This is a genomic window from Pseudooctadecabacter jejudonensis (assembly GCF_900172275.1).
GTDB lineage: Bacteria > Pseudomonadota > Alphaproteobacteria > Rhodobacterales > Rhodobacteraceae > Octadecabacter > Octadecabacter jejudonensis.
The window spans coordinates 114,472-137,664 of the sequence record NZ_FWFT01000001.1 but is presented as its reverse complement, the minus strand read 5'-3'; the positions used below and the strand labels follow the sequence as shown (position 1 = coordinate 137,664).

Annotated in this window: 18 protein-coding genes; 7 read left to right on the top strand and 11 right to left on the bottom strand. The window is 61.6% G+C overall.

Going from position 1 to position 23,193, the window contains the following annotated elements; translation table 11 throughout:
• Nucleotides 1–28 precede the first annotated feature (28 nt).
• From PSJ8397_RS00665 to PSJ8397_RS00635, 7 genes are all read right to left on the bottom strand, one after another.
• On the bottom strand, nucleotides 29–604 hold the full coding sequence (locus tag PSJ8397_RS00665) for a YceI family protein (RefSeq protein WP_143515307.1): 576 nt from the start codon (nucleotides 602–604) through the stop codon (nucleotides 29–31).
• Between the two features lie 111 nt (nucleotides 605–715).
• Nucleotides 716–1,858 carry an MFS transporter gene (locus PSJ8397_RS00660; RefSeq protein WP_085862643.1) on the bottom strand — a complete coding sequence of 381 codons (1,143 nt, stop codon included), beginning with the start codon at nucleotides 1,856–1,858 and terminating at the stop codon, nucleotides 716–718.
• Nucleotides 1,859–1,949: 91 nt separating this feature from the next.
• Complete coding sequence (gene lpdA / locus PSJ8397_RS00655; protein ID WP_085862642.1) at nucleotides 1,950–3,344, bottom strand: dihydrolipoyl dehydrogenase; 1,395 nt, start codon at nucleotides 3,342–3,344, stop codon at nucleotides 1,950–1,952.
• A 107-nt stretch (nucleotides 3,345–3,451) separates the two neighbouring features.
• The gene (locus tag PSJ8397_RS00650) at nucleotides 3,452–4,045 is read right to left on the bottom strand and encodes a DUF924 family protein (protein WP_085862641.1); all 594 of its coding nucleotides are present in this window, start codon (nucleotides 4,043–4,045) and stop codon (nucleotides 3,452–3,454) included.
• Between the two features lie 77 nt (nucleotides 4,046–4,122).
• Nucleotides 4,123–5,397, bottom strand: coding sequence for an MFS transporter (locus PSJ8397_RS00645; RefSeq protein ID WP_085862640.1), 1,275 nt, complete (start codon nucleotides 5,395–5,397; stop codon nucleotides 4,123–4,125).
• Between the two features lie 149 nt (nucleotides 5,398–5,546).
• Nucleotides 5,547–6,593, bottom strand: coding sequence for a tRNA preQ1(34) S-adenosylmethionine ribosyltransferase-isomerase QueA (queA, locus tag PSJ8397_RS00640; RefSeq protein WP_085862639.1), 1,047 nt, complete (start codon nucleotides 6,591–6,593; stop codon nucleotides 5,547–5,549).
• Between the two features lie 85 nt (nucleotides 6,594–6,678).
• The gene (locus tag PSJ8397_RS00635) at nucleotides 6,679–10,014 is read right to left on the bottom strand and encodes a DUF3971 domain-containing protein (RefSeq protein WP_235000529.1); all 3,336 of its coding nucleotides are present in this window, start codon (nucleotides 10,012–10,014) and stop codon (nucleotides 6,679–6,681) included.
• A gap of 78 nt (nucleotides 10,015–10,092) precedes the next feature.
• On the opposite strand from PSJ8397_RS00635, the gene bcp reads away from it, so the two are divergent.
• From bcp to PSJ8397_RS00615, 4 genes are all read left to right on the top strand, one after another.
• Nucleotides 10,093–10,557 (top strand): thioredoxin-dependent thiol peroxidase, encoded by a 465-nt coding sequence (bcp, locus tag PSJ8397_RS00630; RefSeq protein ID WP_085862638.1) that lies wholly within the window; start codon nucleotides 10,093–10,095, stop codon nucleotides 10,555–10,557.
• A gap of 169 nt (nucleotides 10,558–10,726) precedes the next feature.
• Nucleotides 10,727–11,581, top strand: a complete 855-nt coding sequence (locus tag PSJ8397_RS00625; protein ID WP_085862637.1) for a ferritin-like domain-containing protein — start codon at nucleotides 10,727–10,729, stop codon at nucleotides 11,579–11,581.
• Nucleotides 11,582–11,755: 174 nt separating this feature from the next.
• On the top strand, nucleotides 11,756–13,075 hold the full coding sequence (locus PSJ8397_RS00620) for a M23 family metallopeptidase (protein ID WP_085862636.1): 1,320 nt from the start codon (nucleotides 11,756–11,758) through the stop codon (nucleotides 13,073–13,075).
• Complete coding sequence (locus tag PSJ8397_RS00615) at nucleotides 13,065–13,559, top strand: bactofilin family protein (protein ID WP_085862635.1); 495 nt, start codon at nucleotides 13,065–13,067, stop codon at nucleotides 13,557–13,559. Before PSJ8397_RS00620 ends, PSJ8397_RS00615 begins: the two co-directional genes overlap by 11 nt.
• Before the next feature lie 247 nt (nucleotides 13,560–13,806).
• Here PSJ8397_RS00615 and prfB read toward each other — a convergent pair whose 3' ends face one another.
• Complete coding sequence (gene prfB, locus PSJ8397_RS00610) at nucleotides 13,807–14,934, bottom strand: peptide chain release factor 2 (RefSeq protein WP_085862634.1); 1,128 nt, start codon at nucleotides 14,932–14,934, stop codon at nucleotides 13,807–13,809.
• A gap of 85 nt (nucleotides 14,935–15,019) precedes the next feature.
• Nucleotides 15,020–17,551, bottom strand: coding sequence for a penicillin-binding protein 1A (locus tag PSJ8397_RS00605; RefSeq protein ID WP_085863427.1), 2,532 nt, complete (start codon nucleotides 17,549–17,551; stop codon nucleotides 15,020–15,022).
• Nucleotides 17,552–17,704: 153 nt separating this feature from the next.
• On the opposite strand from PSJ8397_RS00605, the gene PSJ8397_RS00600 reads away from it, so the two are divergent.
• The gene (locus tag PSJ8397_RS00600; RefSeq protein WP_085862633.1) at nucleotides 17,705–18,325 is read left to right on the top strand and encodes a class I SAM-dependent methyltransferase; all 621 of its coding nucleotides are present in this window, start codon (nucleotides 17,705–17,707) and stop codon (nucleotides 18,323–18,325) included.
• Between the two features lie 16 nt (nucleotides 18,326–18,341).
• On the opposite strand, the gene PSJ8397_RS00595 is transcribed toward PSJ8397_RS00600, so the two are convergent.
• Together PSJ8397_RS00595 and PSJ8397_RS00590 are read right to left on the bottom strand one after the other, a co-directional pair.
• The gene (locus PSJ8397_RS00595; RefSeq protein WP_235000528.1) at nucleotides 18,342–19,580 is read right to left on the bottom strand and encodes an N-acetylmuramoyl-L-alanine amidase; all 1,239 of its coding nucleotides are present in this window, start codon (nucleotides 19,578–19,580) and stop codon (nucleotides 18,342–18,344) included.
• Nucleotides 19,577–20,731: a pyridoxal phosphate-dependent aminotransferase gene (locus PSJ8397_RS00590; protein ID WP_085862632.1), complete on the bottom strand. Its 1,155-nt coding sequence runs from the start codon at nucleotides 20,729–20,731 to the stop codon at nucleotides 19,577–19,579. The genes PSJ8397_RS00595 and PSJ8397_RS00590 overlap by 4 nt, the downstream gene beginning before the upstream one ends.
• A 58-nt stretch (nucleotides 20,732–20,789) precedes the next feature.
• On the opposite strand from PSJ8397_RS00590, the gene PSJ8397_RS00585 reads away from it, so the two are divergent.
• Both PSJ8397_RS00585 and PSJ8397_RS00580 read left to right on the top strand, forming a co-directional pair.
• Nucleotides 20,790–22,109 (top strand): M48 family metalloprotease, encoded by a 1,320-nt coding sequence (locus PSJ8397_RS00585; protein ID WP_085862631.1) that lies wholly within the window; start codon nucleotides 20,790–20,792, stop codon nucleotides 22,107–22,109.
• A gap of 17 nt (nucleotides 22,110–22,126) precedes the next feature.
• Entirely contained in the window at nucleotides 22,127–22,891 is a 765-nt protein-coding gene (locus PSJ8397_RS00580; RefSeq protein WP_085862630.1) for a DsbA family protein, read from the top strand.
• The last annotated feature ends 302 nt before the right edge of the window (nucleotides 22,892–23,193 follow it).

The following is a 23,193-nucleotide window of genomic DNA, read 5'->3' as shown; positions in this document are numbered from 1 at the left end:
TACGCTGGGTGAAATCGCAGCCGCCTCCTTAGACAGCGGACAAATAGGCCCTGATCCGAAAGTCCACGCGCGGCCCCACGAAGCTGGAAAACCCCGAAACGCCATAGGCGTGACGGTCCACCATGCCGGACATCTGAATGCCAAAGGACGTCGCATCCGGCGTGGGCACGGCATTGATGAATTGCGCGCGGAAGTTTTCACGCCGCGAGGTTCCCTTGATGTTCAGATCCCCGCTGATTGCCCCGCCTGCACCGCTGGGCTGAATGGATTGGCTTTCAAAACTGATGCTTGGAAAGCGACGCGCGTCCAGCAACTTCGCCCCTTTCAACGCTTCGGTGGCGGGTAAAAACCCTGCGCGGATCGTGCGCGGGTTCAGCGCCACCCGCACGGACGACCGACCCAGATCGGCCAAATCCACGCGAAACTGCGCGTCTGAGACGTCAATCGAACAATGGCCCGGTGATCCTTCCAGATAATAGGTAAACCGCACCTCGCTGCGGCTTGTGTCCAAACGAAAATCCCGTGTCGCGGCCTGGGCCAGGTTGACAAACGGGGTCGAAAGCAGAGCGCCCAAAACGGCGCGTTTTGTGAATGTATGTGTCATGCAGATCAAGATGGCGGGCGATGCGGCCCAGATCTACGCCTCTCGCAGCGAAGTGACGGGGCACCCCCTATTCACTCACATCAACGTTTTTCCAGTAAAAAGAGGCGCCCGTCAGGCGGCGTGCAAAACGGCGTCCCGCCGTGCGGCACGGTAGGCCCAGCCCCCCATAACGGCACCACAGACACAGATCGAAATGGCCATCCCAGCAATGCCCCACAGGCTGCCCGCAACAAGCGCGAACAAAGGCGTGCCCGCAAAGGTGCCCATATTGCCCACCTGCGCCATTGCCCCGTTTGACCGCGCCTGATCCTGCGGATCGGTGTTGAATTCCGGCACCGCCGCAAAATTCGCCCCAGCCGTCAGCCCGGTGAAAAACAACGCAGCCAATGCGACCCACGGCGAAGCCGTGACCGCCATCAGCGCAAACAGCACGCCCGCGATGATGAACCCCGCCACCGACACCCGCGACGCAGGGACGCGCTGCGCCACAAACCCCGATACAAACGTCCCGCTCAGGTTGGTCAGTGGCAAAGCCACCACCAACCACATCGCATCCAGCGCAGTCGGTAAAAACGCCACCACCGCAATAAAGATGGACGTGTAGATGCCGTGCCCGATGCCCGGCGCGAAATATCGGGGCGTGGAATAAATTGCACGGTGCAACGGGATCAACTTGGGCAACGGCGTGCGGGTGGCCATGACGCGGGGCAGCGCCAAAATCAGAACAGGCAAAACCGCCGCCAGCAAAAGACCATGCCCCACGTAAACTGCCCCCACGCCTCCCCAGGCCTCTACCGGCGGTACAATGAGGCCGAGAATGGCATACCCCACGCCGAAAAAGGTTCCCCAAAGCCCCATAACCACAGGTTTATGGGTTGGTTTGGCCAGGACCACCATCATCGTGGGCAAAGCAACAACCAACATAAGGTGGCCGAACCCTTCAAGAAGTCGTGTCACCATAAAGGCCACAAATCCCATGGGCAGCCCCTGGATCAACGACAGCACCGCCGACAGTGTCACGGACCACAGCACCACACGCCGCGCCCCGAACCGCCCCACAAGAAAGCCCGACACAGCCCCCCCGATGATCCCAACGACAGACACCGCCGACACCGCCAAAGGCACCGGCGCGCCTGCGTAAAGGCCGTTCAACGTGTCAATCGTCAGGGTCAGTTTGGCAAATTGCGCCGCAGCCAAAAGACCCGTTGCCCAAAGCAGCGCAATCAGCGGCCAATGTGTGGAAGAGCGCGTCATGCCCCACCGCTACGCCTGCAACAGTTAAGGGGCAATCAACAAAATTCCGGAATTTTGTTTCCCGTGGCAAAATTCCGGAATTTTGCCCACATCACATATGGATGACACGGTCATAGGCGTCCAGCACGCTTTCATGCATCATCTCGGACAGGGTCGGATGCGGGAAGACCGTTTCCATCAGGTCCTCTTCGGTCGTCTCCAACTTGCGACCGATGACATAGCCTTGGATCATTTCGGTCACTTCAGCGCCGACCATATGGGCCCCCAACAGCTCACCCGTCTTTTCGTCAAAGATCGTCTTCACCATCCCCTCAGGTTCCCCCAAGGCAATCGCCTTGCCGTTGCCGATAAAGGGGAAACGACCCACCTTGATCTTGAACCCCTTTTCCTTGGCCTGCGCCTCGGTGAAGCCAACGCTGGCCACCTGCGGGTGACAATAGGTGCAGCCCGCAATGCTTTCGGGTTTCACCGGATGGACATTGTTCTGCCCACCGATCAGATCCGCGACCATCACCCCCTCATGGGAGGCCTTATGCGCCAGCCAAGGCGCGCCTGCGATGTCGCCAATGGCAAAAAGCCCCTCAACACCCGTACGGCAATATTCATCTGTCACCACATGGGTCCGGTCGATCTTGACGCCCAACTCCTCAAGGCCAAGACCCTCGACATTGCCCACGATCCCCACAGCCGAAATGACGGTATCAAACTCCATCTTCTCGACCTTGCCGTTGCTTTCAATATGGGCAGTGACGGTTCCTTTGCCCCGGTCCAACTGCTTGACCATGGATTTCTCCATGATCTTCATGCCCTGTTTGACAAAGGCCTTCTTGGCAAAGGCGCTGATCTCTTCGTCCTCAACCGGCAGAACGCGGTCCATCACCTCAACCACAGTCGTGTCTGCGCCCAAGGTGTTGTAAAAGCTCGCAAATTCAATGCCAATGGCACCTGACCCGATGACAAGCAACTTCTTGGGCATCCGCTTGGGCTGCAACGCATCCTTGTAGAACCACACCAGATCCCCATCCGCCTCAAGCCCGGGCAACTCACGCGCGCGGGCGCCTGTGGCCAGCACGATGTTCTTTGCCGTCAGCTCTTCGGTGCCCTTTTCGGTCTTCACGCTGACTTTGCCCTTTGCGGGAATTGTGGCCTCCCCCATCACAACCGTGACTTTGTTTTTCTTCAGCAGATGCCCGATGCCACCAGACAGCTGCCCCGCAACCCCGCGAGACCGTTTCACCACTGCAGGCAGATCATAGTCAATGCCATCGGCCTTCAGGCCAAAATCCTTGGCGCGGTGCATCAGGTGAAACACCTCAGCCGAGCGCAACATCGCCTTCGTTGGAATACAGCCCCAGTTCAAACAGATCCCGCCCAGATGTTCGCGTTCGACCACGGCCACCTTCAGACCAAGCTGTGCGCCGCGAATGGCCGCCACATAGCCACCGGGGCCTGCACCGATTACGATCATGTCAAAGTTCTGGGCCATTGCGGATCCTCCTGAAACAAAATTTAGTTTAGCATTAAACTATCTCGGACGGACGCGCCAGTGACCAAAGGTCAACCCAGCTATGCAACATCGTCGCGGCTGGCAGATCAGGCAGGCCCCTTGGCCTGTTTGGCATCCACGTCGCGCAATGCGCCCGCATAGCCAACACCGTCCATCCAGCTTTGTTCCGCCTGTGTCGTCTGACGGCCAAGGGCCGCGTTGCGAAAGGGAAAGCGGCCGAATTGGCGGATGATCAGACGGTGCGCACAGGCATGACGCACGCCACTGCCGCCGTCCTTATGCATGCGGGTCGACATCAGGCGCACGCATCTGTCCTGATCAATCAGGTTCTCCGAATGCATAAGCGGCATATAGAAAAACTGCCGCGCCGGTTCGGCCTCCCGCAAATCCCAATCCCGTTCAATGGCAAATTTGGCCGCAGCGCGGGCTGATGTGTCCGTGGCAAAGGCATCCGCCGTCCCGCGGTGCATGTTGCGCGGCAGCTGGTCGGTCAGGATCAGATAGCCCAGCACGCCCTTGGGCGATGTCAGCCACAACCCACACGCGCCCTCCCGCGCCTCTTGCCACGCGCTCTCAAACCGGTCGCGGATCTGGCCATCCAGCGCCGCACCGCCCGCAAACCACCCCTTGGGCCCGATCTCCTCCATCCAGAATGAGATCACGTCTTCCGCACTCACCATCACGCGGCCCTCCCAAGCCTGTCGCAAAGCAATGTCATGCAAAAACCGTTACAGACCAAGGCCCTCCGCGCAAGGGGTTAGGACGGCTCAGAGTCCTCCTCCGCCATATCCTCCAGCTCCGTCTCGATGTAGATTTCCTGCGCAAGCTCCATCGCGACAGGCGAGGCGTTGGCCATAACCGGCGTATAAGACACCTGATCTTCGACCGCCGTATCGCTCGGGCGCTGCAACATCCGCAGCAAACCATAGCCCGCCATCGCGGCCATCAATGCAGCCACCACAGACCAAAAGGCAAAGGCGCCAAATCGGCCCATGATCCAGCCAATCAGGATCGGGCCCATAATCGCGCCAACCCCGTTGATGAAAATGAACCCGGCAGAGGCTGCGGGCATCTCTTCATGCTCCAGAAAGTCGTTCGCATAGGCCACATAAAGCGCATACAGCGGGTTCGACGTGCCCCCGACCAACGCCGCGCCAATCAACAACGTCACGAAGGTGGTGCCGCCCACCCAAGCCAGCATCGCACCGCCCGCCCCAAGGGCAGCCACACCGATGATCAGCACGCGGCGATCCATGCGGTCCGACAGCCATCCGATGGGGTACTGCGCCCCAAGGGCCGCGATGTAAATCACCGACACCAACAACGAAATTTGCGCCACGCTCAGCCCCGCTTGCGTGCCAAACACCGCAACCATACCGAACTGCGCGGCAAACACCCCGCCCAGCAAAAACATGCCCACAGAGGCCAGGGGCGACGCGCCAATCAGATCTTTCAGCGACATGGGCTTGGTGGCCTCAAACGCAGGCGTCGGCTGCACCGACAGCAAAATCGGCGCAAAGGCCAACGACACCAGCACCGACGGGATTATGAACAACACGAACCCTTCCACGTCGCCCACGCTCAAAATGCCCTGCGCCACCACAATCCCCGACATCTGCGCCAGCATATACAGCGACAGCGATTGCCCGCGGTTTTCATTCGTCGCCGCATTGTTCAGCCAGCTTTCGGCGGTCACATAAACGCCCGAGAAACAAAACCCGATCACAACGCGCCCCAAGGTCCAGGCCCACACCTCAACCAGCACAGGGTATAGGATCAAAACGGCGGAAATGGTCGACCCCAACGCCGCAAAGACACGCACATGCCCCACCCGCCGGATCATCTCCGGCGCCAAACGTGACCCCCCAAGGAACCCCGCAAAATAGGCCGACATGACAATCGACATCTGAAAGGTCGAAAAGTCTTCAAGGCCGCCGCGCACCCCAAGCAGTGTCCCCTGCAGGCCATTGCCGACCATCAACATGAACATTCCCAAAAACAGCGCCCAAGACGCGAAAAACACTTTAACCATCACGTTCACCTTTCCTGTGGCGGCCCATCACCTTCCATGCACCCACACGCGCAGCACCGTCGCCCCTAAAGACGACACAGACGTGACGCAACCCGCCCTCCCCCTTCATCTGACCAGAAAAACTCAAATCCGCCGGTCAGCCTCAGGTCTCACGGCAACAGGATTGAACTGTCCCCGTAGCTAAAGAACCGGTACTCATTCTCAATCGCATGGGCGTAAATCTCACGGATGCGCTCTATCCCCATCAACGCGCTGACCAACATCATCAATGTGGATTTAGGCAGATGGAAATTCGTCATCAATCCGTCTGCGATCTGAAACGCGAAACCAGGGGTGATGAAAATATCCGTCTCGCCCTCCCAGGCACGCAACACGCCGGACCGGCCTGCGCTTTCAATCAACCGCAGCGCCGTTGTGCCCACGGGGATCACACGGCCCCCTGCGGCCTTGGTCGCCATAATCTCGTCCGCCGCCGCCTGTGTGATCTGTCCCCACTCCGCGTGCATCTTGTGCTCAGACACATCATCGACCTTCACAGGCAAAAACGTCCCCGCCCCCACATGCAAGGTCACATGGGTAAAGCCGACGCCCATCGCCCCCAAATCATCCAGCAACCACTGCTCAAAATGCAGCGATGCTGTGGGGGCGGCTACCGCGCCAGATTTGTCGGCCCAAATCGTCTGATAGTCTTCCTTGTCTTGGGCGTCGGCCGCCCGTTTGGCCGCAATATAGGGCGGCAAGGGCATCGCCCCGGCGGCATTCAACGCCGCATCAAAATCTGACCCCGCGCAGTTGAACCGCAACAGCGCCTGATCCTCGACGCGCCCCTCAAACACGGCGGACAGATCGGGTGAGAACACGATCTCCTCCCCCTCCCGCACCTTCCGCAAGGGCTTGACCAAAGCCGCCCATGCGCCTCCCGCCCGCGGCTCCAACAACGTCACCTCAATCTTGGCCACGCCGTCGCCGTGGGCGCTGACCCGCGTCCGGGTGCCAAAAAGCCGCGCGGGGATCACCTTGGTGTCATTCAGCACCAGCCGGTCGCCAGCCCGCAGCACCGATCCCAGATCTGCCACCGTCAGATCGCGCGTGTCGGCCCCCTCAGCCACCAACAATTTGGCCGATGTGCGGGGCCGCGCGGGCCGCGTGGCGATCAAACGCTCCGGCAGATCGAAATTAAATTCGCTTAGTTTCATGTCCTACCACTTCGTTACTTGAGGACGCAGCCCGTTTCATGTCCTACCACTTCGTTACTTGAGAACGGGCTTGAATCCAGCAGCCCTATTGTCCGACTTGCGGCGGCGGACGCCGGAAAATCTCTCGAAACATACCAGGCGTCAGCGCGGACAGCGGATTGACCGAAACACGCGGGCTGTCAACCGCCCCCGACAGGTTGAAATTGAACCCGATAAGCCCTTCGCCCCGCCGCGTGAACACCGCACCAATCCCGTTGAGCAGATACAAAGGCGACACCACCCCCTGAAAATCAATCTGCCCTGCCCCCTGATTGTAAAACCCGTCCAGCGACAGACCAATGCTCGGCCCCACGGCGGAAGATTGCGTGACAATCACCTGCTCCGGCGTCAGACGAAACGCCGCGTCCACATCCGAAAACATCAACCCCTGACCATCCAGCTGCGTGATCAATCCAACAACGGACACCGCATCCAGCAGCGACGCCAAAGCAGGCGCATCACGCACCCGCAAATCGCGCGCCACCAACGTCCCGTCATATGTGCCAGCAGCCCCTGTGGGGATCAACGTCAGCTCCAACTGCCCGCCCAAAGCACCCCGCAACAACCCCGTGGCCCGCAACACCGCGCCCGCATCGGCACTGACAAGGCGCACCGCAGCCCCGTCAGGGCTGGGCACAAGGGTGCCGTTGATCGGGGCCTGCCCATTCATCTGACCCAAAAACTCACCCTGCAGACCACCAGCGGGCGAAAACTGCCCCCGAAAGTTATCGACAAACAGCGTGTCTGTGATCCGCAGACGGTCCAACGCGATGTCCAGCGGCCCGCCGGTGTCCCCTCCACCACGGCCCCCGCCACTGCCGCGCGCAAAACCAGCGTTGCGCAGATCAAGGCTGCCCCCCGCGATCTGGATTTCCGCCGCCCGGCCCGGGCCCCGTCCCCGCAAAACCACCGGCGCGTCCAGCCATCCGCCCAATCGCACCCGCTCAAAGGCCGCGCGCTCTAACCCGCCACCCGCCGACAGCGCAATCGTGCCTTCCGTCTCCAGCCCCGGGGCCGACACCGCCAAACGGTCGACACGCGGCTGCGCGCCCAATTGGCCCGACACGACCAACTCGCCCTGCGCGTTCCGAGATTTCGACCAGCCAACCGCAGGCAAAGACAACCCGATCCCCGCCAGATTGGACCGCAGCGTAAAGGCCGGCGCGGTGGGCTCCGTCAAATCCAGCGACAGCCGCGCAGGCCCTTCGCCCGTCACCATGCCGCGCGGCAAGTTGATGTTGAATTGGGCCAAAACCTCAGGCCCGATGGTCACATCAGCCTCAAGGCGCGCCGTGCCCGCCGATCCCGCGCCCAAAGCGCGGCTGAAGGTCGCTTGCCCCGCCAGCGCGCCCACGCGCGCAGGGCCTTGAACCGTCAAACTGTCCGGCCCCACGCGCACCTCGGCCCGCGCAGCGGTCAGCACCTGCCCAGGCACCAGAACCTCCGATCGCAGATTGCGCAACTGGGCCGTCGCCTGCCAGTCCCGTTCCGCAGGGGTCACGCCTTGGCCCAACGGGGTCGTGAGCCGGACGCGAACCTCTGCCGCGCCCTGTGCGAAACTGGGCTGCAAATCGCTGTCCGCCAGCACATTGAACGGTGGCAGGCGCAACAAGGACATCATCGCAGTCAACCGCCCCCCCAGCGTCAGATCAAACTGCGCGGGCGCGCGGCGTCCCGTGCGCGGAATGACCATGGTGCTGCCCCCCATGTCGATCCGCCCGCCCTCGGGCGGGGTGACATGGCCCGCGTCCAGCGACAGCACAAACCGTCCGTCCACCACAGACATCACCCCGCGCCCCGCCTCTATCGGGGGCAACGTGCGCAAGAACCTCACCGTCGCTTGGGCAAATTCCGATGTCATGGCAAACTGCGGGGCCCCGCCTGCGGATGCGCGATAGGCGATCTGCACATCGCGCAAAGCACCGGCTGAGACATTGTCCCCCAGCCATTTGCGCAAATTCAACGCAGCCCCAGCGGGCCAAAAGGCCAGCACCGTATCCGTCGGGATGTCCTGCGTGGCCGCATCCAGCGCAACCGACCAGCCGTCGCTGCCCGCGCGCACTTGCCCGTCCAAACGCAAAGACACGGGGGTTTCACCATCCAGGGCAGCCACAGCAGCCTCCCCGACATCCAAAGTAAACGGATCCAGCCGCAGCCGATAATCGATGCGTGCGCGCGACACCTCCAAGGGTCGCGGGACGACCGCATTGGCCGCAATCGACACCTCAGTCAGATCGACATGCCCCAGAAAGGACGCAGGCCACCCCTCGTTATAATCACGCAAATAGGCCTCTGCGGTGCCAGCGACACGGCCCAGATCACTGTCGACCTCAATCAAATCAAACGTCAGCTTTTCCTCAAGCGGATCAAACGTCAGATAGGTCTGCCCGCTGCGAAAGGGGATCGGCGTGGTGGCCGCCGTCGGCCGCACCTCACCCGCGCCGATCTGCAGCGTGGCCGACAGCGACGACAGCGCGCCATCTGCATCCAGCCGCCCGCGCACCGCACCGGAAATCGGCGCATCGAGAACCCCCAGAAAGGACAGCACCGGCGCTTGCGCCGCGATGTCCGTGCCCGCCGCATCCGTGACCTCAAACCCGATTTCGGCCTGCCTTGACCCGCGCAGGCTATCATAGCTCACCCCCGCCCGCGTCACATAAGACCGCCCCGTCAAAACCGCCACATCCGCCCGCAACGCCAAGGCATCGTCGCGCAGATCAAGCCCGATCCGACCATTGTCGACTACGAAAGACTGGCCCGCCCGCGCATCGACATAGTTGATAATCACGCCCGTGGCGCGAACCTCCTCCAACGCCTCAAGGGCGGCCCCCTCAAACGCCTGATCAATCTGATCCAGAAGCCCGAGGAACCCATCTGCCTGTGCAACACTTTCCGCACCCTGATCGAACGCAAAAGCGATCTGGCCATCGGTGTTGCGCCGGACCTCGACCTGTGCGCCCGACACGATAATCTCTTGCGCAAGGATGCGGCCCTGCATCACCCCGCGCGGGGACACCAACCCCTCAATGCGCGGCACCTGCGCCAGGATCCCGCCCTCTGCGTCGCGCAGCACCGCGTTGCGCACCACCAAGCGGGGGTGCAGATCCGTGCCCACCGTCACCGTCAACGCCCCGAAATCAAGGGTTCCGCCCCCAAGGACTTCAGCCGCGCGGGTTTCAACATCGCGCACCACCCAACTTGGGGCGGTGACCTCACGGCCCACCAAAAGAACCGCCGCAATCAGCGCCATCACCAGCGGCGCGCAGGCCACCAACACCACAGCCCGCGCCCACAGGTAAACACGCCGCCCGCGCGATCTGCGCGGGGCTGCGGCAAGCGCAGCCGCCTCACGCACCCCCTGCGTTTGGTCTTCATCCGGCACAACATTCTCCATCGGGCTTTATCTTCGCCGCTTGCGCCCTAGAACGCTAGGGGAAAGCTGCAACACAAAAGGCCCGATATGACCGAACTGACCCCTGGCATGCCCGCCCCCGACGTAACCTTGCCCCGCGACGGCGGCGACACGGTGACCCTTGCCGATATCTCTGGCCCCAAGGTTCTGTATTTCTACCCCAAAGACGACACCCCCGGCTGCACCAAGGAGGCGATCGGCTTTACTGACGCCGCCGATGCCTTCGCAGCCCTGGGCGCCACGGTCATCGGCGTCAGCAAGGACACCGTGGCCAAACACGACAAATTCATCGCCAAACACAACCTCAACCTGATGCTGCTGTCGGATGAAAACGGCGACGTCTGCGAACGCTACGGCACCTGGGTTGAGAAAAAGATGTACGGCAAGACCTACATGGGCATCGAACGCGCGACATTCCTGATCATGGCCGACGGCACGCTGGCGCAGATCTGGCGCAAGGTCAAAGTGCCCGGTCACGTGGATGAGGTGCTGGAGGCCGTCAAAGCGCTTTGACATCCATCGCAGCGACAGACCCCTCTGGGCCTGTCGCGCGAAAGACCGCAATGTGTGGCAGTCCGGCAAAAGGCCCGTCATTACTTTGACGGGCCCTTTGGTGGGCGATTGAGGGCGGACACCGCCGCTCTCGCTTGCCCCTTTCGCCGTCATTCGCTAGGCCGCACTCATGACACAGACAGCCCCCCAGCCCCTGCCCAAACCTCTGGCCCAAATGGCGGACGACGTGCTGCGCACGGCTGACGGGCGCGCCAAGACCGCTTTGTCGCGGCGCTATGCGCAGATGTGGCGTGATGCGCGCACGGCAGGCCTAACGCCCCACATCGGCACCGCCACACCGCCCTTGCAACCCGCACGTCCCACGACCCCAGCCCTGCTGGACCCGCGCGACGTGCCGCGCCGCAAACCGGGCACACCGGAGGGCCGCATCGCCATTTTGCACGCGGTAGCCCACATCGAACTCAACGCGGTCGATCTGCATTGGGACATCATCGCGCGCTTCACCGACACCCCCATGCCTATCGGATTTTATGATGATTGGGTTAAATCCGCCGACGAAGAATCTAAACATTTCAACCTGATATGCGACTGTCTTGAAGCGCAAGGCAGCCATTACGGCGCCTTGGACGCCCACGCCGGCATGTGGCGCGCTGCCGAGGACACCGCAGATGATTTCATGGGACGCCTTGCCGTGGTGCCCATGGTGCTTGAGGCCCGCGGCCTCGACGTAACCCCTGGCATGATCAAGATTTTTAAACAGGCCAAAGACCGGCAGGCCATCGACGCGCTTGAGGTGATCTACGCCGAAGAGGTCCACCACGTGGCCTATGGGTCCAAGTGGTTTCACTGGCTGTGTGGCCGCGATGGGCTTGACCCGACACCGGTGTTTCACGATCTGGTCCGGCGCTATTTCCACGGCCCGCTCAAGCCACCGTTCAACGAAGAAAAGCGCGCCGAGGCCGGCATCCCACCTGATTTCTACTGGCCCCTGTCCGACGCCACGCCCAAACCCACAAGGCGTTAACCATAAATCGGGGCAAATCGTCGGCAACAAGCTGCCTAAATTGTCCCATATCCTTTTGTTTCTGCGTGGAATTGGTCAAAAACCTTGCCAGCGAATCCCCCATTCGCTACCAATCGCGGGACGCAGGACGCTGGGGGGCTCTCGTCAGGAGTAGGGACGGATCGGGACAGCACCTTGAAATCAAGATTGATACACAAATTGCATGTGGCCCTCGAAAAGCGTTTTCCGGAAAAACGCCTCTTTTTGCGGTCAGATACAGAAACGCGGTTTATCCGCCTTAAACCGGAAACCCAGCTTGTGGCGTGGACGGGGGGCGTTGTGGTGGTCAGTTGGACAATCATCGCCACCGCCATCCTTTTGATGGACAGCATCGGAGCCGGAAATTTCCGCGCGCAGGCCCAACGCGATCAAGCCACCTATGAGGACCGCCTCAACGTCTTGAGCGTTGAACGCGACACCCGCGCGGCTGAGGCTGTTGCCGCTCAACAGCGGTTTTCCTCTGCGCTCGACCAGATTTCCTTGATGCAATCGGAATTGCTGCGCTCCGAAGATCGACGCCGTGAACTTGAAACCGGCCTCGAAGTCATTCAGGCCAATCTGCGCACCACCATGACCGCCCGCCGCGCCGCCGAAGACCAGATCGCCGCCCTAGAGGCCGCCTTGGCCGGTGACGGCACTGCACCAGGTGGCTTTGCTCAATCCGGTGACGCCGCAGGAACCGTCGATCTGCTGGCCGACGCCTTGGCCGAAACCGCAGCCGAACGGGACAAGATCGCCTCCGACGCAGAATTCGCCCTTTCTCATGCGGCGGAAATGGAACTGGAACTGCGTCTTCTGCAAGAACGCAATGACCAGATCTTCCGCCAGTTGGAAGAGGCGTTCACGGTCTCCGTCGAACCTCTCGACAACATGTTCCGCGCGGCTGGCATGAACCCCGACAACGTGCTGGGAGAAATTCGGCGTGGCTATTCAGGCACCGGTGGCCCCCTGACGCCCCTGCAATTCTCCACCCGTGGGGGGGATATTGACCCGGACGCCGCCCGCGCCAACGGCATCCTGGGCTCCATGGACCGGCTGAACCTCTACCGGATCGCCGCCGAACGCATCCCGTTTGATATGCCTGTCACATCAGGCTTCCGCTTCACCTCCGGTTTTGGGATGCGCTGGGGCCGGATGCACAACGGCACCGACTTTGCAGCTCCCATCGGCACGCCCATCGTGGCGCCGGCGGACGGCGTGGTGACCTTTGCCGGTTGGTCGTCCGGCTATGGCCGCCTGATCAAGGTGCAACACGCCTTTGGCATTGAAACCCGCTACGCCCACCTGAACCGAATGCGCGTCGATGTGGGACAAAGGGTCTCGCGCGGGGACAGAATTGGTGATATTGGCAATTCTGGACGGTCCACTGGCCCGCACCTTCACTACGAAATCCGCGTAGGCGGTCGACCCGTAAACCCAATGATTTACATAAGAGCTGGACAAGATGTTTTCTAAAAGCAAAATCAACGAGCCTGGCACGCCCGCAACGCCGTCCTCTGACGCGCCCAAACCTGCGAGCCCTGCTTCCTCCCCTGCCCCTGCCGCAAGCGATTTCAAATCCGCAGCACCCAAGGCGAAACCACCCGCCTCTCAGCTGAGCACGGATCTGCACATCACCGGTAATCTCAAGACCACCGGTGATATCCAGATCGAAGGCACCGTGGACGGCGACATCCGCGCCCACCTGCTGACAATCGGCGAAGGCGCAACAGTCAATGGTGAATGCGTGGCGGACGATGTGGTCGTCAACGGCCGGATCGTGGGCACCGTGCGCGGCCTCAAGGTCCGTCTGACATCCACCGCACGGGTCGAGGGTGACATCATCCACAAGACCATCGCGATTGAATCCGGCGCCCACTTCGAAGGCTCCGTTCAGCGTCAGGACGATCCCCTGAACGCCGGTGGCAAAGCCAAACCGGCGCCAAAGCATCAGGCTTAACAGACCGTATCAACGGCACTCAAAATGAGCCCTCGCCTATGACAGGTGAGGGCTTTTTCTTTGGCCGGATCTCCGCCCCGTCTCGCCTGAACGCCTAATTAATTCCGCTGGGGTTCGGCTTCTTTGGGTCAAATACACCTGCGCCGCAGGCCAAAGTCTTGCATAAGACTTTGAACAAAATCTCCTTGAGATTTTGCACCCCGCCGTCCGCAGGACCCGATCGTCAGATCGTCCCACCGCTGGCAGATCAATCGTCGGCACCCGCCTCCGCACGGCTTTTGCCACTGACGTTCATCGCCAGTGTGGCGGCCATAAACCCATCCAGATCCCCGTCCAACACGCCTTTGGTGTCCGATGTCTCGTGGGATGTCCGCAGGTCTTTCACCATCTGATAGGGCTGCAACACATAAGACCGGATCTGATTGCCCCAGCCCGCATCGCCCGCGTTCTCATGAACCTCATTGACCAGCGCCGACCGCTTGTCCAATTCCATCTGATACAGACGCGACTTCAACGCTTTCATGGCAATATCGCGGTTCTGGTGCTGGGATTTCTCCGATGATGTCACAACGATCCCCGTGGGGTGGTGCGTGATGCGCACAGCCGAATCCGTCGTGTTCACGTGCTGCCCGCCCGCGCCGGATGATCGATAGGTGTCGATGCGAATATCCGCAGGGTTCACCTCAATCTCGATGTTATCATCCACCACCGGATAAACCTTCACGGACGTAAACGACGTGTGCCGTTTGGCGGCACTGTCAAAGGGCGAAATGCGCACCAGACGGTGCACACCGCTTTCGGATTTCAACCAACCATAGGCATTGTGCCCGCTGATCTTGTAGGCTGCGGATTTGATGCCCGCCTCTTCGCCCGCACTCTCTGATTGCAGCTCGACCTTATAGCCCTTCTTTTCGGCCCAGCGGACATACATCCGCGCCAACATCGACGCCCAGTCACAGCTTTCCGTGCCCCCCGCACCTGAATTGATCTCAAGGAACGTGTCGTTGCCATCGGCCTCACCGTCCAACAACGCCTCAAGCTCTTTTTCAGCAGCGCGCGTCTTCAGCGCCTTCAGCGCGTCCTCCGCTTCGGTCACCACCTCGGCGTCGTCCTCCATCTCGCCCAGCTCGATCAGCTCCTGGCTGTCGGTCAGCTCTTGGCGGATGTCCTCATAGCTCTTCATCGCATCCACAAGATTCTGACGATCCCGCATCAACTTTTGCGCGGCCTCCGGATCATCCCACAACGTGGGGTCCTCGACACGGGCATTGAATTCTTCCAGCCGGTGCGGCGCAGTGTCATAGTCCATCCGCTGGGCCAACAACGTCAGGCTGTTTTCGATCTCGGTCACGATGGATTGGATTTCAGCGCGCATCTTGGATGTCTCTTGTCTTGGGTTGCTCAGGGTCTAACCGATTGCCCCCGCAGGGGCAATCGGGCCACGCGCATGGGCTGACCCTTTAATACAGCCCGCCCGACGACAACGACCCAAACGACGCATTGGAATTGATCGTCGCCGTTTCCCCCGTGGATGTGGTCACCGACACGGACGACGGCGGGCGCACCTCATCAAAGAGAGGCAGATCGGCGGCCATGGCAAACCCACCGTCAAATGTGATGCCAAAGACAGGCTCTTCACCCTCACGGAAACACTCACGCACGACATTGTCGCCGCTGGCCCCATCAGGCAAACGGGCCCCTGTGAAACGGTCGATGTTGATGAACATACAGTTCTCAGGCGCGCGGAAATCCCCACCACCATACCGCTGAATGGCCGTCTGCATAAAGCTGTTGAACACTGGCCCACACAAGCCCCCACCGGACGCCGACCGCCCCAAAGACCGCGGCGTATCGAACCCGATATAGCACCCCGCCACAATGTTTGAGCTGAAACCCACAAACCACACATCCTTGGCGTCGTTCGTCGTGCCGGTCTTGCCCGCAATCGGAACAGGCAGGTTCACAGACCGGCGCGCCGTCCCGCGCTGCACCACGCCGCGCATCATCGATGTCAGCTGATAGGCGGTCACCTCGTTCATCACACGTTCGCGGTCTGACACGATTGCAGGCGCCTGCCCTGCGGGCAGATTGGCATCCGTACATTCGGTGCAGGTGCGTTGATCATGGCGGTAAATCGTCTCGCCGTAGCGGTCCTGCACACGGTCAACCAAGGTGGGTTCCACCCTCTCACCGCCATTGGCAAACATCGCATAGGCCGCGACAAGCTTGTAAAGCGTGGTTTCCTCAGACCCCAGCGAGGCAGACAAGAACGCGTTCATCCGCTCATACACGCCAAACCGTTCCGCGTATTCCGCAATGGTGCGCATGCCAACCTCTTGCGCCAGACGCACGGTCATCACGTTGCGCGATTGCTCAATGCCCGTCCGCAGGGGCGTGGGGCCGTAAAACCGGTCAGACGCGTTCTGGGGGCGCCAAATCTCGCCGCCCGCGCGCACCTCAATGGGCGCATCAACCACGATCGTGGCAGGCGTATAGCCGGAATCGAGTGCGGCCGCGAAAACAAACGGCTTGAACGCAGACCCGGGCTGGCGTTCGGAATAGGCGCGGTTCAGCTCCGAGATCCGGATCTCGTAGCCAAAGCCCCCCTGCATCGCCAAAACGCGCCCCGTGTTCACGTCCATCGCCATAAACGCGCCCTGCACCTCAGGCACTTGACGCAGAGACCAGCGGATGAAATCCCCTGCCCCGTTGTCGCCCGTCATCATGCGGCGCACATGCACCACATCGCCCGGTTCGAAATTGTCAAAGAAATCGCCACGCATCCATTCGATGTCACGGCGCGGCACCACGGGGGCCTCATCGCCCTCCTGCCAGCCTTCAATGCCAAGAATCAGCTGCTGGTCCTGCACCTCACGCACCACAGCAGGGAACCACGGGTTCTCAAGGGTGATCGTGCGAATGGCAGGCGCTTGCCGCAAGGCCGTGCGCCACGCCTCTTCGTCATTCAACGTCTCGACCGGAATGCTCAGCCCCGTGCCCCGCCAAACGCCAGCACTGCGGTCATAGCTTTCCAGCTGCCGCTGCAACGCATCCCGCGCAGCCGCCTGCATGTCCTCATCCACGGTTGCGCGGATCGACAAACCGGCGCTGTCCATTTCCATATCCGGGAACAACCCTTCCACTTCGGATCGGATAGCGGCGGTAAAATAATCACGTTCTTCGCGGGTCTCTTGGAACGACGGATAATCGCCCCCCTGCACCGACAACAGCGGCTGCGTGATCTCGCTTTGATAAACGGCCTCGCTGATGTAGCCGTTTTCGAACATCTCACGCAGGGTGTTGTCGCGGCGGAACACGGCGATGTCACGGTTGCGCACAGGGTGCATATCAGACGGGCGGCGTGTCACAGACGCAAGGTACGCCGCCTCCCCCGGTGTCAGTTCCGCCAAGGTCTTGTTGAAATATGTCCGCGCGGCCGCCGTCACCCCGTAAGAGTTCTGGCCCAGAAAAATCTCGTTGAGATAAATCTCCATCACCCCGTCTTTGCCCACCACAGCCTCAAGCCGCGGGGCAAGGATGATCTCTTGCACCTTGCGTTCAATCGTGCGCGATCCGTCCAGCAACAGCCCCTTGGCCACCTGCTGCGTGATGGTAGAGCCCCCCCGAACCGTCTGCCCGCGCGACAACACAATATCCCGCGCCGCCGACAGGATCGCGGGGATGGAATAGCCGTCGTGTGTATAGAATTCCTTGTCCTCCGCAGACACGAAGGCATGCACGACAAGATCGGGGATTTCCTCAATCGCGGTGAACAGGCGCTGTTCCTCGACGAATTCGTCGATCACGACGCCCTCGCCGGAATAGACACGGCTGATCGTCTTGGGCTGATAGTTCGCCAAGGCCTCACTGTCGGGCAGGTTCTTGCCATACATGTAAAAGATCGCCCCAAGCGTCAGCGCGGCCATACCAGCGCCAAGCGTGATCATCGAAAAGATGCCGCCAAAGAACGAAAAGATGAACCGCAAAACCATTGCGTCAGCCCCCAAATCAGATGCCCCGCTTATAGGGACAACGCAGCCCAGCGTCAAAAGGCCAAGTGCCCCCTTGGGCCATTCCCCGCCGGTTCTTGGGCCTGTCAACGGGCCACCCTTGCACGACGCGCTGCGGGACCGCATGTGCACCCCATGACCACACTGCCCTCCCCCGATGATATTCTTGAAACCTACGACGCGCAGGCGCAGGACTATGCCCGACAGCGCAATCGTATCCTGTTCGAAAAACCCATGCTCGACAGGTTGTTAGGGGCCGCCCCCCGCAACCAATCACCCCGCAGGCTGCTGGATCTGGGGTGCGGGCCAGGCGCGCCGCTGGCCACCTATCTGGCCGACCGCGGCATGGCGATCACGGGCGTGGACGGGGCCGCGACTATGGTGGATCTGTTTGCCCAAACCCTGCCACAGGCCACCGCCCTGCACGCAGATATGAGAACCCTCACCCTCGGCCAGACCTTTGACGCCATTCTGGCCTGGGACAGCTTCTTTCACCTGAGCCCTGACGATCAACGCGCGATGTTTGCCGTTTTCGCAGCCCACGCCGCCCCCAAGGCCGCCCTGATGTTCACCACCGGCCACGCGGCGGGCGAAGCCTACGGTCACGCCGCAGGCGCCCCCGTCTATCACGCCAGCCTTGACCCGCAGGACTACCGCGATCTGCTGACAGAACACGGGTTCAAAGTGATCGAATACCGCCCCGAAGACCCAAATTGCGATTTTCACACCATCTGGCTGGCCCGCTTTACAGGCTGATCCCTTCTCTGGCTGATCACTGCCGGACCAAAGGGGCCAACGCCGCCTCTTCAGCCGCCCACCTTTGGATGGCCAGGGCCGCCGCGGCCACAATCGGCGCCCGGCCCTCAGCAGTGGACAATCGCGCGCGATCCTCGGCGTTGGACAAAAAGCCCACTTCGATCAACACAGAGGCAAAATCCGCCGCATTCAACACCGCCAAAGGCGCCATACGGCGGGGCCGCGTGTTCAAAGGCGCGCCCACATCGGCCATGGCCTGCACCATCTGATCGGCAAATCTGTCGCCAGAGGCCGCCGTTTCCACCCGCGCCAAATCCTGCAGGATCAACGCGACTTCATCGCCCTGCCCGCTCAGGTCCACGCCCGCCAGCAAATCGCCCGCCTCATGGCGCTCCGCCATGCGCAAGGACGCCGCAGAGGCCGCTTGCGATGTCAACGTGTAGACAGATGCCCCGCTGGCCTGCTCCCCCTCCAACGCATCCGCGTGCAATGAGATGAACAAATCCGCGCCCGCCCGCCGCGCCAGCGTCAGACGTTCCTGCAACGGCACAAAGACATCCGCGCTGCGGGTCAATGCGGGCCTCACGCCCTCCACCCGCTCCAACGCTGCGGCCAACTCCAACGCCGTGGCCAACATGATATCCGCCTCTTGCGTGCCACCATGCTCAGCGCCGGGATCAAGCCCGCCATGACCAGGGTCAATCATCACCACCACCGGGCCCTCTTCCACGCCGGGCGCAGGCTCAGGGTCTGCCAACAAGAACGCCCATTCGGGATCCTGCGGCGCACCGGCGGCTGCGGCATAGGCGGTCTCGGACGTGGGCCGCATCACGATCTCAACGAGGGCCGTGCCGTCTACGTCATCCACCTGCATGCCCGCAAATTCGACGGCCAAAGGCGCGCTCAGATCCACAACCATACGGCTCCAACCGGGGCGCAACGCGCCAAACCGAACCTCGCTCACATGGTCGCTCTGATCAAAGGCCCCCGCGTCCAGCCCGCGAAAATCGACCTCGCGGAAATCAACAACCAAACGGCGCGGCGCATCCAGGGTGAACACGCGGTACGGCACCACCTGAGACAAAAACAACGTCAGTTCGGTTCGGCGACGCACATCTTCAACAACAGATCCTTCGCCGTCCACCCGCGCCAACCCCGAAAGCTCCTGCGCCCCCAAAGGCCCACCGCACATCGCCGCCGACAGGCACACCGCCACCGACAGCCCCCCTGTCTTCATCTGACCAAAAAAACTCAATCCTCCGCCCTCAAACCGGCCATGAAGTCCGCCAACCGGGCCAGACCTTCGCGAATATCCTGCGTCGATCGCGCATAGGACAACCGCACCCAATGCCCCCCCTCAACAGGGTCAAAATCAAGACCCGGCGTGATCGCAACACCCGCCTTTTCAAGAACTTGCGCACAGAACTCCAAACTGTCCGACGTATAATCTCCCACATCGACGTAAACATAAAACGCCCCATCAGGCGGCGCGAACTGGCCCAACCCCATCTGGGGCAACGCCTCCATCATCAAATCGCGGTTGGTGCGGTACACGTCGACATGGGCGTCCAAAGTCTCCGCGCAGTCCATCGCATAGAGGGCCAACCGCTGGGACGCATGGGACGGGCAAATAAACATATTCTGCGCCAAGCGTTCGATCCGGCGCACCTGATCTTCGGGCACCACCATCCAGCCCACGCGCCAGCCAGTCATCGAGAAATACTTGGAAAACGAATTGATAACGATCACCTCATCCGTGACCTCCAGCGCGCTGACACAGCGCCCATGATACCCCAGCCCGTGGTAAATCTCGTCACTGATAAAGGCCGCATCGGCAGCAGCACAGGCCGCCGCCAAATCCGCCATCTCAGTCCGCCCCAACATCGTGCCCGTGGGGTTTGCAGGGGATGCAACGATCAACCCGTTCAGATCATGGGCCGCGACATCCGCCGCCACAGGCTGCATCCGTGCGGCCAAGGTGGTGGGCATGTCCACCGGCACCATGTCCATGGCCTTGAGGATCTGGCGATAAGACGGATAACAAGGCGCCCCCAGCCCAACCCGCGCGCCCGTATCAAAAAGCGCCGAAAACGCCAGCAAGAACGCGCCCGACGCCCCCGCCGTCACCACGATCCGGCCAGCATCCACATCGATGTCGTACCAATCGCGGTAATGCTGGGCGATCCGCGCGCGCAACTCCGGCAGGCCCAGCCCCACGGTATAGCCCAAAGGCTCATCCTGCATGTCCGCCGCCAGCCGCGACAGCGCAGCCGCAGGCGCGCCGGTGCCCGGCTGGCCCACTTCCATGTGGATGATATGCCGCCCCGCCGCCTCCGCCGCGCGGGCGGCCTCCATCACGTCCATCACAATAAACGGATCGATCTCACCACGTCTTGAGTTTCGCATCTCGCCCGCCCTATGCTGCCTTATCGCCCTCTTTGCCCTGTCCCGTCGGAGCCCGTCAATGCGCCATTCGATCCTCGCCGTTTTGATCAGCCTGTGGCTCGGGCTCATCGGGCTGGCCTCGCCCGCCCAAGCCGTCAGCCTGATCCGCGACGCCGACATTGAAAACAGCCTCGATCAACTGGCCGCCCCGATTTTGCGCGCCGCCGGTCTGAACCCCAATCGCGTGCGGATCCTAGTCGTGGACGACAGCAGCCTGAACGCCTTCGTGCTGGGCAACAACGCCATTTTCATCCACGCAGGCCTCCTGCAACGGCTCGGTGCCGCGGATGAGGTACAGGCCGTCATCGCCCATGAGGCGGCCCACATCGCCAACGGCCACCTGTCTCGCCGTCTCAGCAATCTGCGCGGCAGCCGCTCGGCTGCGGGCTTCGGCATTGCGCTGGCCTTGGCCGTCGCCCTTGCCTCCGACAACCCACAGGCCGCAGGCGGCGTGGCCGCAGGCGCCGCAGGCGCCGCCCAACGGCAATTTTTCGCCCACACCCGCGCAGAAGAGGCCGCCGCCGACCAATCCTCAATCCGTTACATGCTGCGCGCCGGTGTCGACCCTGCGGCCGCGACCCGCGTGCTCGATGTCTTTCGCGGACAAGAGGCGCTGTCCGTCTCCCGGCAAGATCCCTACACACGCACCCACCCGCTGACCACCGACCGCATTCGCGCCCTGCGCGGGCTGGTCGCCGCCAATCCCGGCACGCCGCGCGACACCACAGCGGCCGATTTCTGGTTCGCCCGCGCGCAGGGCAAACTCAGCGCGTTTCGTCAAAACCCGGGCTGGACCCTGCGCCGCGTGCGCGGGGACGACAGCCCCATTGGGCTGATGCGCCGCGCCGTGGCCCACCACAGACAAGCCAACGCCAACGAAGCGATCCGCGCGATGCAAACCTTGCTGGCGCAATATCCCAACGACGCCTATTGGCATGAATTGTTTGGCCAGATCCTGCTCGAAAGTCGCCAACCGGGCCCGGCGGTCACGTCCTATCGCAACGCCGTCAGCCTGAACAACGACGAGCCCCTGATCCTCGGCGGCTATGGCCGCGCCCTTCTGGCGCTGGACAGCGCCCAAGGCAACGCAGAGGCCGTGCGCGTGCTGGAACGCGCCCGCGCGCTGGACGGCCAATCGGCATCAATCCTGCGCGATCTGGGGCAAGCCTATGCGCGCAGCGGACGTCCGGGCCTTGCCTCACTGGCGACCGCCGAACGATATGCCCTCACGGGACGTGTTCGTGATGCGGTCGTCCACGCCCAACGGGCGGCTGACCGCCTGCCCCGCGGCTCCGCCTCTTGGCAGCGGGCACAAGACGTGCTTTCTGCCGCCCAATAGATATTGAGAGTTTAATCATGCGCCTGCTTCCAATCCTAACCACCCTCGCCCTGCCCGTGTCACTTGCCCTGTCGGCCACATCCTTGGCCGCCCTCGATCTGGAGGGCATGTCTGCGCATGAACGCGACGCCTTCCGCGCCGAAGTGCGCGCCTACCTGCTGGAAAATCCTGAGATCTTGATGGAGGCGATCGGTGTTCTCGAGGCGCGCCAGGAACAGGCCGAGGCCCTGCGCGACGAACAACTCGCACAAATCAACGCAAACGCCCTTCTTGATGACGGGTTTTCCTATGTGGGCGGCAACCCGGACGGCGACATCACAATCGTTGAATTCATCGATTACCGCTGCGGTTTTTGCCGCCGTGCCCACCCAGAAGTGGCAGAGCTGGTCGAAACCGACGGCAACATCCGCATCATCACCAAAGAATTCCCGATCTTGGGCGAACAATCCGTTCTGGCCTCTCGCTTTGCTGTCGCCACAAAGCTGATCGAGGGCGATGAGGCCTATAAGGACATCTCGGACGCCCTGATAGCGCTGCGATCTGATGTGTCCGACGCCAGCCTCACGGCCCTGGCAGAAGCCTACGGTCTGAATGCGCAAGCGATCATCAACGAAATGGACAGCCCCGCCGTGGGGGATATCTTGGCCGCCAACCGCGCCCTTGGGGACCGGATGCAAATCACCGGCACGCCAACATTTGTGTTCGGTGATCAAATGGTGCGCGGGTATATAAACCTGAGCCAGATGCGCCAAATTGTAGAAGCTGAACGCGCAGACGGATAAGGTTTGTCTTTGGAAACAGGATTTGCGCCGGACGTTGTCCGTCGCCCCGCGCCGCGACTTTGTCGCGGCGGTCTCCCACACGCAATTGTCCCACTTGATTGAGACGGCGATCATTTAGGTATTTTTGACCCAAAGAAGCCAAGGTTACGCTTCATTAACCAGGGCTATCTACTGTGGCGGGTGCGGAACAGGCTGAGGAGCCGATGGCCGTACCCGAAGAAGCCCCCCGTCTTACTGGCGCCAAGCGACCCTCTTGGACGGGGGCATTTGAGGAACGACTTCGTTTCTTTGGGTCAAAAATA